The sequence below is a fragment of the Microvirga makkahensis genome (genome assembly GCF_009830105.1).
Lineage (GTDB): Bacteria > Pseudomonadota > Alphaproteobacteria > Rhizobiales > Beijerinckiaceae > Microvirga > Microvirga makkahensis.
In genome coordinates this window covers 375,940-391,053 of sequence record NZ_WURB01000004.1, presented here as the reverse complement: position 1 = coordinate 391,053, position 15,114 = coordinate 375,940, and the positions used below count along the sequence as shown (strand labels likewise).

The window sequence follows — 15,114 nt, the reverse complement described above, 5'->3', positions numbered from 1 at the left end:
CTTCCGGCACTCCCAGGATCGTCACCGACAGCACCTCCGAACCGTCGGTGTCCGCCAGCGCGGCCGTCAGCCGGAGCGCCACCGGCGCATCCTCGCGGCCCTGCGCGTCCGCCACCGTCACGTCCGGGGCATCCGCCTCAGCCGTCACCGTCACATCAACCCGGCTGCTCACCACTCGGCTGTCGCTCGCACCGTTCGCCTCATCCCTCAGCGTGGCCGTCAGCGTCAGGCTGAACCGAGCGTCACTGTTCGGCGGCGGCAGGAGCGCCACCTCCCCGGCCTGCAGCGCTGCCGTCGACACCTCCCACACCCCCGTCTCGGTCTCCCGGCCTTGGCTTAGCACCGCACCCGCAGGCAGGCCCGACACGGTGGTGGTCGCCGACCAGCTCTCCGAGCCGTCCTGGTCCGGCGTTGTAAAGGCCGGCTGCAGCGCAATCCACTGGTCCTCGCCGCCCGCGGCGGAGCCGGTGATCGTGCCCTCGTCAGCCACCGGATCGAGAGTGAGCGTGAAGCTGGCGGAAGTCCGGGCGCTGGGACCGCCCGCCCGTTCCGTGGCAATGGCCTCCAGAGTGAGCGTGTAGGTGCCGGAGGCATCGGGCGGCGGGGTCAGGGTGAGCCCGGACAGCTGGGCCTCGGTGAGCGCCCAGCACCCGCCGCCGAGATCCGTGCCGGCGCTGAGCGTTGCGCCCTCCGGAACGCCGCTGAGCTCGAAGCGCAGAGTCTCCGATCCGTCGCCGTCGCGCAGGCTGCCGCCGAGTCCGTCCAGACGAACCGGCGCGTCCTCGCGGCCCTGCGCGTCCGCCACCGTCACGTCCGGGGCATCCGCCTCAGCCGTCACCTGCACCACGAAGGGGCTTTCCGTCACGGCTGTGCTGCCATTCTCCTCACGCGAGCTGACCCGCAGGGTCAGCTCGATTGGGCCGGAGAAGTCAGGTGGAGGCGTGAGAGTCAGATGCGGCAGGTCGGCGGGATCCACACTCCAGCTGCCGTCGGGCTCGCGCCAGCCGTGCGAGAGCTTGGCCCCGTCCGGAACGTCCAGGAGGCTGATCGCCAGCACCTCCGAGCCGTCAAGATCCGCCAGGCGGGCCGCCAAGTCGAGGGCGATCGCCGTATCCTCCTCGCCGGAGACGTCGCGCGCCATCGCCAGGGGAACATCGGCCTCGGCTTCGACCCGTACCTCAAGGGACGTGCGGCTCGTCGCGACGGAGCCGTTGGAGCGCTCGCGGGCATGGGCCAGCACGGTCAGATCCATCGTGCCGCTCCAGTCGGCGGGCGGAATCACGGCGAGGTCGGAGAGCTGCTCAGGAGTCAATGTCCAGCTGCCGTCGCCATTGTTCAGACCCGCGGAAAGACGCGTTCCGGCGGGCAGACCATCGATCACGATCGAGAGCACCTCGGAGCCGTCGGTATCGTTCAGGCTGGCCGAAAGGTTCAGCTCGATTCGCCCGTCCTCCCCGCCGGATGCATCATGCGCGACCACGGTCGGTAGATCCGCCTCCGGTGCGACATCGATCGCTATGATCTTCGACGTTGTTGTCGTGTGGCCGTTCGCCGTTTCCCGGGTCGTCACCTCCACAGTGATCTCAAGCCGACCATAGCCGTCGGCAGGCGGGAGCACGCGAATGTCGGCGAGGTGCGCCGGATCGATCGTCCATGTTCCGTCGCCGTTGTCGGTAATGCCAGGACCATCGGCGATCCGCGCTCCGTCCGTCAAACCCGACAAAAGGATGGCTGTGACGATTTCGCTGCCGTCACTGTCGCCCGGACGGATGCCGAGGTCGAGCAAGATCGGCTGATCCTCGACACCGGCGCTCGGGGAAACCTCGATGTCGGCTGAGTCGGCAACGGGCGTGACCACGATGTCCAGCGTGTCCACCGTCACCGACTGATCACCCGTCGCCTCCTGCGCAATCGCCTGCACGGTCAGAGTGATCGTGCCGGAGAAATCGGGCGGGGGAATGAGTTCCACGTTCGCGAGGTCGGAAGGCCGCAGCAGCCAGTCGCCCGTCTCGGAATCCCGAATGCCCGCCGAGAGCCGCGCATCCTCCGGCACGCCTTGGATGCGCACACCCAGAAATTCGGCGCCATCATCGGAATCCGCAGTCGCGGCCTCAATGGACAGCTCCACTCGGCTGTCCTCGTTGGTGATCGCGTCCGAAACGGCGAGGACGGGTGGCTGAGCCGCTTTGGGAACGGGAGCGGATCCGCCGTCGCCTCCGGTTCCTCCGCCGCTGTCTCCTCCGCCTCCGCTCCCGTCGGGTGCGGTTACGGTCACGGTGAGGGGCTCGCTGAGGGCGTGTTGGTCGCCTTCCCGCTCGACCGCAATAGCCGTCACCGTCAGATCGAAGGTGCCGGACCAGCCCGCCGGCGGACGAATGGAAAGCCCGGAGAGGGACTCCACCGGCACCAGCCATACTCCGTTGCCGACAGGGCTACCGGCCGAGAGTGAGGCCCCCGGCGGTACATCCCGCACCAGCATGTGCAGGGTCTCGGAGCCGTCCTTGTCGGTCGTGTCCGCCGCGATTTGCAGCGCGATCCAGCCGTCATCCGCGTCGATGCTGTCGTGACCGGTCCCGTTCGACGGCCCAAGTTCGAGCGTCGGGCTATCAGCGTCTCCGAGCGGATCGACCACCATGTGGCCCCGGATCGTCTCCGGATCGCCTCCCGAATCCTCCACCGTCATCTCGATCGTCAGCGTCACCTTATCGTCGCTGTTCGGGGGCATGGTCAGCGTGACGCCTTCCATCTGCGCAGCCGGAACCCGATACAGCCCATCCGGGCTCGCTTCGATCACCGTTCCGTCGGCGAGCTTCAGGACCGCCGTCTCGGGAACATTGCCGATGAGGATGTCGCCCACAACCGCTTCCGAGCCGTCCCTGTCGGAAAGACCCGGGTCGAGGACGAGCCTGATCGGCTGATCCTCGAGGCCGTTCATCGTGCCCCAGTTTCCGAGATCGGCGTCGAGGCCGCCGACCGCAGGCGTATCCACCACGGGCTGGACATGGACCGGAAAGGCGATCCTCGTCACCGCCTGGTCGCCGCCGTTCCGTTCCTGAGAGATGGCCGCGACGGTCAGCTCGATGGTTCCCGAATAATCGGGAGGCGGCAGGAGGGTCACGCGAGCAGCTTCCTCGGCCGTGAGCGACCAGATGCCGGTGCCGCGATAGGTCCCTTCCGACAGGACGGCCCCGGGCGGCACATTGGAGATGACGAAGGTGATCGTCTCGGATCGGTCCCCGTCGAGCGTGGCGGCTTCCAGGTGGAGGGCGATGGCCTTGTCCTCTAAGCCGCTGGCACTCGTGCTGGTGAAGGTGGAAGCGTCGGCCACCGCGCGAACCGTGACGGGGAGGTCCATCGGCGCACTTTCCGCCTCGCTGCCGTTGGGCTCCGCCGAGATGGCGGAAACCCGAAGGGTGAAATCGCCATCGGATTGGGAAGGTGGCGTAATGGAGAGCGTGTGGATGACGTCCGGCATCACCAGGATGCTGCCGTCGGCCTCTCTCTCCAGCACGATTCCCCCGGCCGTGACGATGGCTCCATCCGGCACATCCGCCAGACGGAAGCCGACGATGCTTTCGGAACCGTCGCGATCCGTCGTCCAGGCGCCCACGTGCAGCGGAATCGGGGTATCTTCATTCCCCACGGACGGGCTCACGCGCAATCCCGGCGCGTCGGCCACCGCATCCACCCGCACCTGGAACTCCGCCTCGACCGTCGCCTCATCTTTGTTCGAGGTCTCCCGGGACGTGGCTCTGATCGTGAGCGCGATGGTGCCGGAGAAATCCCGGGGCGGCGTGAGGCTCAGGTGCTCGAGATCGGCGGGAGAGACCACCCAGGTGCCTGCGGAAACCTGAGTGCCATGGGAGAGCAAAGCCCCTTCCGGCACTCCCAGGATCGTCACCGACAGCACCTCCGAACCGTCGGTGTCCGTCAGCTTCGCATCGAGTTTCAGCGGGATGGCGTCGTCTTCCTTTCCGGCGACGTCCTCCGCGTGGATCTCGGGCTCATCCGCGACAGGCTTTACCGTCACGACGAGCGATTTCTCCGTTGAGGCCGTGTCGCCGTTTCCCTCGGCCGAGGTCGCATGAACGGTGAGTTTGATATCGCCGGAGAAGTCCCGTGGCGGCGTCAGTTTCAGCTTCGAGACATCGGATGCCTTGACACTCCAGTTGCCGTCGGCCAACGGCGTGCCATGCGACAGCACCGCGCCGTCCGGGACACCTGAAACGATGACCGACAGCGTCTCGGAACCATCGGCATCCACCAGAGACGCCTTCAGATTCAGGGAAATCGCCTTGTCTTCGTGGCCCGAGACATTCCTGGCCGTGACGGACGGCGCGTCGGCCACTCCTTCGACCTGGAGCCTGAAGGTGGTGCTGTTGGTCGCCTCCGCACCGTTCGACGTCTCGCGGGACCAAGCCTCCACGGTCACAATCCGATCGCCGCTCCAATGCGCAGGCGGCGTCATCCTCAGCCCGGAAAGCTCGGCAGGGGTCAAGGCCCAGCTGCCGTCACTGCTCTCCTGGCCGGCGGAAAGCTGCGTGCCTTTCGGCAGACCACGGATCACGATGGAGAGAACCTCCGAGCCGTCCGTGTCCGCCAGAGCGGCCGATATATCGAGGGTTATCGCTGCATCCTCCCGGCCTGATGCGTCCTGCGCGCTCACGCCGGGCTGATCGGGAACGGCCTCGACGTGAACCTGGAAGGTCTTGCTCGAGGACTCCTCCAAGCCGTTCGATTTTTCCCTGGCTGTCGCCGTGATGGTCAGGTCGAATGTGCCGGAGGCGTTTTCCGGCGGAACGATGGCGACATGGGGCAGGTCCGCGGGGCCGATTCTCCAGGTGCCCTCCGAGATGCGGGTGCCGCAGGTCAGGACGAAGCCATCGGGAACGCCGGAGATGATGACGGACGAGATCTCCTCCGACCCGTCCTTGTCGCCCACTTTTGTCGAGAGATTCAGGGGAATGGTCGAATCTTCGTTGCCCCGGGCACTTCCGGCGGTGATGTCGGGTGCATCGGGAACGGCATCGACCTGCACCCTGAAGGACGTGCGGCTCGTGGCCACCGAGCCATTCGAGCTCTCCCGCGCCAGGGCTTCCAAGGTGAGGTTCATCGTGCCGGAGAAGTCCTTAGGCGGCGTCATTCTCAGATCCGCCAGATCGGCCGGGGCGACAATCCATGTGCCTGCGGAAATCTGAGTGCCATGCGAAAGCGAAGCCCCCTCCGGCACATTCAGGATGGTGACCGACAGCACCTCCGAACCGTCGGTGTCCGTCAGCTTCGCATCGAGTTTCAGCGGGATGGCGTCGTCTTCCTTTCCGGCGACGTTCTCCGCGCGGATCTCGGGCTTATCCGCAACGGCGCTCACGCGAACCTTGAAAGGAACCTCCGTGGTGGAGGCAGAACCGCTCGCACTTTCCCGCGACGTCACGCGCGCGGTCAGATCAAGAATTCCGGAATAGTTCTCGGGCGGCGTCAGCACGAGGTGAGGCAGGTCGGCCGGGTCCACCACCCAGCCGCCGTCCGACGCTCGGCTGCCATGGGACAGAAAGGCCCCCGCTGGGATACCGGTGATCGTCACGGTGGAGAGTTCTTCCGATCCGTCGGTGTCGGCCAGCGCAGCCGACAGGTCGAGCCCGATCGGCTCGTCCTCCCGCCCGGCCACGTCGAGCGCCATGACGCGGGGCGCGTCGGCCACCGCATCCACCCGCACCTGGAACTCCGCCTCGACCGTCGCCTCATCTTTGTTCGAGGTCTCCCGGGACGTGGCTCTGATCGTGAGCGCGATGGTGCCGGAGAAATCCCGGGGCGGCGTGAGGCTCAGGTGCTCGAGATCGGCGGGAGAGACCACCCAGGTGCCTGCGGAAACCTGAGTGCCATGGGAGAGCAAAGCCCCTTCCGGCACTCCCAGGATCGTCACCGACAGCACCTCCGAACCGTCGGTGTCCGCCAGCGCGGCCGTCAGCCGGAGCGCCACCGGCGCATCCTCGCGGCCCTGCGCGTCCGCCACCGTCACGTCCGGAGCATCCGCCACCGCGGCCACCTGCACCACGAAGGGGCTTTCCGTCACGGCCGCGCTGCCGTTCTTGGCCTGTGCGCTGACCCGCAGGGTCAGCTCGATTGGGCCGGAGAAGTCAGGTGGAGGCGTGAGAGTCAGATGCGGCAGGTCGGCGGGATCGACGCTCCAGCTGCCGTCGGGCGCGCGCCAGCCGTGCGAGAGCTTGGCCCCGTCCGGAACGTCCAGGAGGCTGATCGCCAGCACCTCCGAGCCGTCAAGATCCGCCAGGCGGGCCGCCAAGTCGAGGGCGATCGCCGTATCCTCCTCGCCGGAGACGTCGCGCGCCATCGCCAGGGGAACATCGGCTGCAGGATCAGGCACGATCTCCGGGATGTCGACCATGGGCGGCGGCGTCACCACGACTGGCTGCTCGGGTGGAGTATCGGCGCCGATCAGCGTCTCTTCCGGCATGGATGCGGCGGTATTTCCCTGGGGCGCGGCTCCGGAAGAACCGTAACTGGCAGCACTCCTCGACAGGGCCTTCGGAGTCGGATCGAGCGATGGTGCCGACACGAGAGAATCCGGCAGGATCGTCATGCGGCCAGGCTGCGGAATATCCAATCGCCTCAGCGGTTCGTCCTGCGACCTGATCGCGTGGAGAGACTGCTCCCGTGCCGCTTCAGATGATCCCGGCGCGCCTCCTCCATGGGGATCTCCCTGCACCATCCCGAACATCGCAGCGGTGGCGATGCCGCCCACCAGATGTCCGTCCGAGCCGCCGTCCCCTTGCGGGAGCGAACGCTGCACCGCTCTCAGCACACGCAGGACTTCCTCGTCGACGACGCTGGCATCGGGAGGGATCGTCAGATCGGGGTGCTGGCTCATCTCATTGCTCTCAGCGCTCGTGGAACGATGCCGCAACTGCCGAATAGATCGGCTTCAAGAGGTATTGCAGGACGGTCTTGTGCCCTGTCGTGATGTCCGCCTGAACCGTCATGCCGATTGCAAGCCGCGCCACGCGCGGATCATGGCCGACATATTGCTGTTTGAGTGCAATGCGTGCGCGGTAATGCGGCTGGCGTTGCTCGTCGAGGAAGGTGCCGGCCGAGATCCGTTCGACAACGCCTTCGACGGAACCAAAGCGGGAATAGTCGAAGGCTTGCACTTTCAGCTGGACAGTCTGTCCTACCTCAATGAATCCGATGTCGCGCGGCATCAGGCGCACATCCGCAACGAGCGGCGCATCCTGCGGCACGATTTCGGCGACGAGACCGCCGGGCGGCAACACGGTTCCCGGCCGGTGCACGCTCAGCCCGCGCACGATTCCGGCAATGGGCGCGCGCAGGAGAGTACGCTCCGCACGATCCTCCAGCTTCCGGACGGCTTCAGCCGTCTCGGCGATCTCAAGGGCGACGCGCGCCGCCTCGTGACGCGCCTCATCGATTGCGGTCGACTGCGCTTCGGAGACCCGCGCCTCGGATTCCGCGAGACTGCGCAGGGCGGAGGCGTATTGCCCGTTCAAACGTTCATGCTCGGCCTTCGCGCTCATGAGCAGGCGCTGTGCTTCGAGGACGGACAGGCGCGTCGTCAAGCCATCGCGGGCCAGATCCTCGCGAATGCCCAGCTCACGGGAATGCAGGTTTATCTGTTCCTGCAATGATGCGATTTGCCCGGAAAGCGTTGCGAGATCGCTGCGCCTTTGCGCCACCTGCTCGTTCAGGACGGCAATGCGGTCGGCCAGCGCACGCAGGCGCGCATCCAGGGCAGCGCGCTCCGGAGCCGCGAACGGACTGGCGGAGAGAAACGGCACGTCGTCGGCCTGGCCGCCGATATTCACCGCAGCCGCAGCGGTTTCCATGCGCCCTCGCAGGGCTATGATGTTGATGTTGCCCTCCGCGACCGCCACCAGGCGCTGCGAATGCATCTGCAAGGATTCGAGCCTGAGCTTGGCCTGGGCCAGATCAGCCTGTGCTGCGGCATCGCTCATACGCAGTATAGGCTGCCCGGCTTCGAGCATCTCGCCTTCGGCGACAAGCACCTCATGGACGATCCCGCCCTCCAGATGCTGCACGGGCGCAAGCGCCACGGCGGGTGCGATCTCGCCGACTCCGACGGCAACTTCCGGCACTTTTGTCAGGGAGGCCCAGACCAGGGTGGCGGCGACAAGCAGACCCGCTCCCAGGACGACCGCGCGCTCAAGCGCATGGACCCGCAGCTCCTCCAGCGCCAGGACATGACTGTCGGGACGTGGTACCCGACTTGCCCGCGGGAGGGACGATGCCGATGCAGGCCTGGCGGCGGACGATGATGTTGTCGTGTGGGTCATTGTCTATCTCTGACGCCGGTAGCGGCAAGGCCGCCTGCGAAGGCAGCGTTCACCACTGATCCGCCTATTGGCGCCCTCGTCGGGCGCGGCGTGATCGGCGAGGTCTGCGGCTCGACCTCTTCCACCAATCCGTCACGAATGCGCAGGACGCGATCGGCCAGCCGGATGTGACTGGGCCGGTGAGTCGCCATGAGAATGGTGCAGCGGCCGCGGCGAGAGGCGATCACGTCGGTGAACGCTTTCGCACATGCGTCGTCGAGGCCGGAGACCGGTTCGTCGAGTAGCAGGATGGGAGCGTCGCGGAGCAATGCGCCCGCAAGAGCTATTCGCAGCAGAATGCTGCGGGGCAGTCTACTGCTGTAATTGTCGCCGACCCGGGTATCGAAGCCATGCGGTAATGCTTCGATGGCTTCGAGAACGCCTGCTTCGGCGGCGGCCGCGCGCAGTTCGTCGTCCGTGGCGCTAGGGCGGGCAAGGCGCAAATTCTGGGCGACGGTGCCGTAGAGCAGCCCGGGGGATTGCGGCACCCAGCCGATACTGCGCCTGAGCACAGCGGGATTGAAGGCGCGCACATCGTGACCATCGATGCGGATCAACCCACCCTGGGGGCGATACAGGCCCGCGATCAGCAACAGGAGGGTGGACTTACCAGCCCCTTCGGCCCCGGTGATCGCCACCACCTGCCCCGGTTGCACCGAGAAGCTGGCCCCCGCCAGCACGGGTTCCGATTGCGGGAGGTAACGCAGTGTGACGCGATGAAACGCGATCGCCCCCTGTTCTGGAGGGGCCATCCGGGCTTCGAGAGGGCTCGGTCGCTCCGTCTCCAGGGCCATCAACCCGTCCACCTGGCGCACGGAGGCCTGTGTCTGCTCCCACCGCGAGAGCATCGCGAAGAAGGTCTGCATCGGGCCGAGCACGCGCCAGATTAACATCATGCCGGCGATCAATGCACCTGCACTCATGGTGCCGTTCAGAACCGAGAGTACCCCGATGACCACGGCCGCGAGCCCGGACAGACCGACCAGCGCCTGACTGGCGGCGAGCACAGCACCCGCCAGCGTGCTCACCCGTGCCGAAGCCGTAGCAGCGGCGGCAGCAGCGGAAGCATAGCGTTCGGTCCAGCGCTGCTCGGCCCTTCCGAGCTTCAGAGTGCGGATCGCCTCCAGCGCCTCCACAGCCAGTGCCTCTCGCATTTGAGCGGTGCGTGCCGCCTGCTCAATGGCGAGGCGCATGGGCGTCCGGAACATCAGGAACAGGAGAACGAAACCCAGCGCGGTTCCAACAGGAACGAACGCGATCCACCCGCCCAGGACCACCATCATCACGATGACCAGAAGGGTGAATGGCATATCCAGCACTGCGATGGCGAAGCTGCCGGTGAGGAACTCGCGAATGGCTGCGAAGTCCCGCAGGCGCGAGACCTGGGAGGCTGTGCCCGCCCTTTCCACAAGAGCGGCCGGCAGCGACATGAGCTGAGTGAAGACCGCGTTCGGAACCAGCCGGTCCAAGCGTTCGGCTATTCTCAGCAACGCGCGCTGACGCATGATGCGAAAGGCCGTCTCTGCAAGGATCGCGCCGCCCGCGCCTGCAATCAGCATAGGCAGCGTGTCCGGGCTGTGGCCGGCGATAACGGTGTCGAACACCGCCATGGTGAATGCCGGAACGGCCAGACCGAGCAAGGCCATCAATCCGCTGATGCCGAACAGCATCGGAAGATCGCCGCGGAAACGACGCGCCACGCTGCCGAACCAGCCCTGACGAGACGATCCCGCCTGCGGCTCCTCCACCAGCAGCAAGGTCCCACACAACCTCTCCGGCGCGCAGGCGGCCGCCTCTCCCGAGACGGGGTCATACCGGACGACCTGACCGGCCTCGGCGCGATAGAGGACAGTGGCACCCTTGCTCGGCGTCAGCAGGATGGCTGGCAGCCGGCGCCGATCGAGACGGCCCCGTTTTAGCCGCCCTATTCGGGTCGGGTATCCGAGCACCGCCAATGTGTTGCGCAGATCGGTGACGTCGAGATCCGGCTTGGCATGCGGAAGCGCCGCAAGCAGGTCGTCGGGCCCACCGGCCCATCCAAGCGCCCACAACATCACCGGCAGACAGAGCGAAAGATCCGATGGGGTCAGCAGATCCTGGGGGATATGCAACGGTTCGCTCATGAATTCTTCGCCGGACCCGCTCATGTCATAGGCTCCAGATGTCCATCGCGAATAGCGAACACCCGGTCAGCGATGCCGAGAGTAGATGGACGGTGCGTGACAATGATAACCGTCACCCTGCCCCGGAGCCCCGCCAGCAACCTGGCAAGTCTCGCATCGCTGTCGGCATCGAGCTGCGTGGTGATGTCGTCGAGCAGAAGAATGCGAGGCCCCCCCACCAGCGCGCGGACCACGCCGATGCGTTGAGCCGCGCCGCGCGGCAGGGGCGTCGCGGCAGTGCCCACCGGGGTGTGCCAACCGCCGGGAAGCATGCTCGCCACCTGGTCCAGACCCAGCTCGGCTGCAAAGTGCAGAGCGGAAGCCTCGCGCTCCGGCTGATGCAGGGTCAGGTTCTGCAGCAGGGTGCCGCGGACCAGGGCAAGATCCGGCTGCACCAGCGCGATCAGCGGACGGGCGGGTCCGATGTTGACCTGAGCGAGGTTCTGCCCGTCGATGAGCACCTGGCCGCCTTCGGGTTGGAGGTCGCCAGCTATCAGCCGCAGCAGGGTCGAGCGGCCCGAGCCGTTCGCTCCCGTCACCCCGATGATCTCGCCCGGCTTGACCTCCAGCGACACGCTCTCGAACAGCCGGTCGGAAAAGCCGCAGGTGCGGAACCGCACGTCTTGCAGGAGAACGTGCCCGGCCTGAACCTGCAGCGGCGGCCGGTCGATGTTCCGTTCCTGCGGAAGCGCACCGATCTCCGCCACGCGCCTTCGGCTCTCCGCCAGCGATTGCAGGCGTGACCACAGCGCGACGCCGCCCAGGAGGGGCTGCATGGTGCGGCCCACCAGCATCGTGCATGCTCCGAGACCGCCGACACTGAGCTGACCGTTGAGCACCATATGGCAGCCGAAGGCCGCGACGCCGACGGTCGCCGTCTGAGCCAGCAGCATGCCGGCCTCCTGCCCTGCGGAAATGCTGTGCATCAGCGTGCGGCGCAGTTGAGCAGAACCGCCTTGCAGGCGTTCATAACGGCGCTCGAGCAGGGGCTCGGCCCCCAAGGCCTTCATGGCATGGATGCAGCTCAACGCGTCGAAGAGGAAGTTGAAGCGGCGCTCCTCTGCAACGGCGAGATGGTGCGCCGCGCCGCGGACGCGGCGGCCGGTCAGGGCCGCCAGCAATCCGACGCAGCTGAGGATCGTGAGCGGCACGAGCACCAGCGGCCCGGCCAAGTACCAGATACCGACCAAGTACAACAGTGCAAAGGGTAGATCGAGCATCGCCTGTAGGGCTGGGCCCGACCATGCCTCGCGCAATGTGCCGATTGCCGACAGGCGCTCGGCATAATAGCCGTTGCCATGGGCCTCGAGGGCCGAAAGAGGGGCATTCAGCAGGCGCTCCATCGCCTGGCGGTGGGCTTGAGCTTCAGATGTGGCCGCAACCCGGGCCAGCAGCCGCCCTCGCACGTGCCTGACCAGGGCTTCCAGCGCAATGGCCGCTGTCACCGTCATCGCGAGCACGACCAGTGTTCCGACACCCTTGTTGGGGAGAATCCTGTCGTAGACCTGGAGCAGGGCAGCCGGCAACGCCAATGCCAGGAGCGTGATCACCAGCGTCGCCTCAAGGACCAGAATGAAGAATGCAGATCCGTGGCGGCTGATCGAACTGGCGAATGGGCGCGTCAGCCAAGGTGCTGTGTCAGCAGGAGATGATCCAGTAGAACCGGTGAGTCTATCCATGGCACGACCATGCACCTTTCGGCCGCAGGGAGAGGACAAACGAGATTGTCAGGGGAAATACCGGGCTCTCACCGGTATGGCAGGTCGGCATCATGCCTTTGACACTGCATCACCCTGAGGGAGCGCTATCAATCTGCCATAGATAGATATGATCTATGCGGAACAGCGTAAGCAGTATTGGATCGCAGTCAACGCCGTATTCGATCCGAGCCCCTATTAACTCTTCGTAAAGTTAACGAAATTGGCATGGAGTGCCGCTGATTCCGCTCCACGAAGGTGACATCTGCTCTTTCGATGCGCTGATCAAGGCCTCCTCCGTGCTTGGCCGGGAACGGCCCCTGGATCTGCTTTCGTTGCCGAACCGAAGCTCCCGATCCGCATGCCGCATCAGCATTGCGGGTGCGCGACGGCATTGCCGAAGATCAGCGAGGTCAGCTCGGTGATGGGGGCCGGGCGGCCGAACAGGTAGCCTTGGGCCTCTACGCAGCCTTCCAGACCAAGGAAGCGCAACTCCTCCGAAGTCTCCACGCCTTCCGCGATGACGGGGAGCCCCAGGCCGCGTCCGAGGCCTAGAACCGCACGCACGATGGCTGCAGCTTGTGGCTTCGTGTGAACCGCCTGGATGAAGGACCGGTCGATCTTGATCTTGTCGAATGGAAAGTTCTGGAGATTGGAGAGCGACGAGTAGCCGGTTCCAAAATCGTCCATCGCAATGTTGATGCCGAGCGCCTTGAGCTTTTCCAGGGCCGACAGCGCGCGATTGGGGTCGCGGATGAGAGCCGTCTCGGTAATTTCGATTTCCAGCCGCTCCGGCGACAATCGGGTTTCGTCCAGGATATGCCGAACCATAGAGGCGAATCCTTCGCTGCTCAGTTGCAGCGGCGAGACATTAACCGCGATATTCAGTGGCCGCTGCCATGCGGCGGCCTCCTGACAGACCTGCCGCATGACCCATTCCCCGATTTTCAAGATCAGCCCGCTTTCCTCGGCGATCGGGATGAACACAGAGGGTGGCACAGCCCCTCGGACCGGGTGATTCCAGCGCAGCAGAACTTCGAAGCCGAGAACCCTGCCGGATTCGACCCGCGCCTGCGGCTGATAGACGAGGCTCAACTCGCCGTTCTCGAGAGCGTTGCGCAGGTCGTGCTCCATGCTGCGGCGTTCGCGGATCTGCGCACCCATTGCCGGCTCGAAGAACCGGAAGGTCCCCTTCCCTTCCAGCTTGGCCCGGTACAGGGCAGCATCGGCGCTGGAGAGAAGCCCCGTGCGGTCTCGTGCGTCGGATGGATAGATGGCAATGCCAATACTGACAGACATGACGCCTATAGGCGCTGTCGATTGGCGTCCGCCCTCCCTGAGGCACTCCAAGAAGCTCTCGGCCAAGGCTTCGACTTGAGCCGGGCCCGTCACACACGGAACGATCACGGCGAATTCATCGCCACCCAATCGGGCCAGCAGGCAATCCTCAGCCAGCAGGGTCGAGAACTGCAGGGCGATGTCGCGGAGTACCTGGTCTCCTGCCGCGTGGCCGTAGATGTCATTCACCTCCTTGAAGCCGTCGAGATCGAGACACAGCAGAGCCAGCGCCTGTCCGGCTCCCTGATGCCGCCTGATCTCGCGGTCCAGGCGCTCGTCGAAGCTCGCACGATTGTCCAGCCCCGTCAGCGGATCGTGATGTGCCAAATACCGGATCCTTGCCTCGGCATTTCTGCGATCCCGCAAGTCCCGGAAGGCCACGACATTGTGCTGGCGGCCATTATACGTGATCTGGTGAGCAATCACCTCGACCGGCACGAGCTCTCCCTGAGCATCGCACAAATCCGTCTCGACGGCCCGTCCCATTACTTCGAAAACCGCCTTGCGTACTGCAGCGTCCGGTATGCACATGCTCAAAGCTCTTCCGCAGATTTCGTCGATGCGGAAATTGATGAGGCGGATAAAACTTCGGTTGACGGAAACGATGGTTTCACCGTCGCACAGGACGAGTCCCTCGACGGCAGCGTCTGTGAGATCGCGCATCCGTTCCATCTCAAGAGCCGCGCGCTGCCGCTCCCTCAGGTCCAGGAACAGCGCCACGCAGGCAAGCATGAGAATGATGAGGCAGACGAAGGCGAGGCCAAGAGCCAGCCAGCTGGACGGGACCGCCAGCGCCGAGATCGGGACGGTGCTGTCTGGCGTAATGGCCACAGCAGCCATGGCGGTGAAATGATGGATGCAGATCGCGAGCGTCAGCAGCAATGAGCCCGCGAGCCTCCAGCGCGCCGCCGCTGCTCGGAAACCCACCGGCAGGGCAATGGTGGCAAACTGGATCCCGAGCAAGATCGAAGCGATGACGAGCGTCGAATCCCAGTCGATCGTACCCGCGACGTTAAAGGCCGCCATGCCCGTGTAATGCATGCAGGCGATGCCGGCCCCCACGATGGCTCCACCCAGCCACATCGCACCCGCAAGCCATGGCAGGAGAGCAATCGAAAAGCCCACGCCTGTTATGACAACCGCGGACAAGAGGGAGACGACGGTCAACGCGACATCGTATTCCGCCTGTATGGACGGCGAGAAGGCCAGCATTCCGATGAAGTGCGTCGACCAGATCCCAAAGCCGGTCGCCGCTGCAGCAATTGCGAGCCAGACGTTGTGCCGGGAACCGTCCGAACGCCGGACATGATGCAGAAGATGGATCCCTGTCAGTGACGCAAGACCGCACATGATGGCCGCAAGGACAACCAGCCGGAGATCGTGTTCTGAAACAATGCAGTTATAGACCGTCAGCATCGAAAGCCTTACGTCTCCACTCACTGGAGGAGTCACGGCATGACTAGGGTCAGGACGTCTCGGTACAAACATGGAAAAGGGGAACATACCGGGTTCGCACCGGTATGGCGGAGCGGCATCATGCCTCGAACCGTTGCC

The 15,114-nt window shown here is 65.3% G+C and carries 5 protein-coding genes; all 5 read right to left on the bottom strand.

The genetic code is table 11. The features are described from left to right. Positions 1-6,883 (bottom strand): hypothetical protein (locus GR328_RS08320; RefSeq protein WP_205789816.1); only part of this gene is annotated, 6,883 nt, incomplete at its 3' end. A 10-nt stretch (positions 6,884-6,893) separates the two neighbouring features. Next, positions 6,894-8,324: an HlyD family type I secretion periplasmic adaptor subunit gene (locus tag GR328_RS08315; RefSeq protein ID WP_160884051.1), complete on the bottom strand. Its 1,431-nt coding sequence runs from the start codon at positions 8,322-8,324 to the stop codon at positions 6,894-6,896. Then, a complete protein-coding gene (locus GR328_RS08310; protein WP_160884050.1) occupies positions 8,321-10,510 on the bottom strand; it encodes a peptidase domain-containing ABC transporter in 2,190 nt (729 codons plus the stop codon). Before GR328_RS08310 ends, GR328_RS08315 begins: the two co-directional genes overlap by 4 nt. Next, on the bottom strand, positions 10,507-12,204 hold the full coding sequence (locus GR328_RS08305) for a peptidase domain-containing ABC transporter (RefSeq protein WP_160884049.1): 1,698 nt from the start codon (positions 12,202-12,204) through the stop codon (positions 10,507-10,509). The genes GR328_RS08310 and GR328_RS08305 overlap by 4 nt, the downstream gene beginning before the upstream one ends. 387 nt (positions 12,205-12,591) lie before the next feature. Next, on the bottom strand, positions 12,592-14,976 hold the full coding sequence (locus GR328_RS08300) for an EAL domain-containing protein (RefSeq protein ID WP_160884048.1): 2,385 nt from the start codon (positions 14,974-14,976) through the stop codon (positions 12,592-12,594). Between the last annotated feature and the right edge of the window lie 138 nt (positions 14,977-15,114).

What these genes read in the sequence shown, in the direction of transcription:
- GR328_RS08315 (WP_160884051.1), bottom strand. Translation starts at nt 8,324, where the DNA reads ATGACCCACACGACAACATCATCGTCCGCCGCCAGGCCTGCATCGGCA.
- GR328_RS08310 (WP_160884050.1), bottom strand. Translation starts at nt 10,510, where the DNA reads ATGAGCGGGTCCGGCGAAGAATTCATGAGCGAACCGTTGCATATCCCC.
- GR328_RS08305 (WP_160884049.1), bottom strand. Translation starts at nt 12,204, where the DNA reads ATGGATAGACTCACCGGTTCTACTGGATCATCTCCTGCTGACACAGCA.
- GR328_RS08300 (WP_160884048.1), bottom strand. Translation starts at nt 14,976, where the DNA reads ATGCTGACGGTCTATAACTGCATTGTTTCAGAACACGATCTCCGGCTG.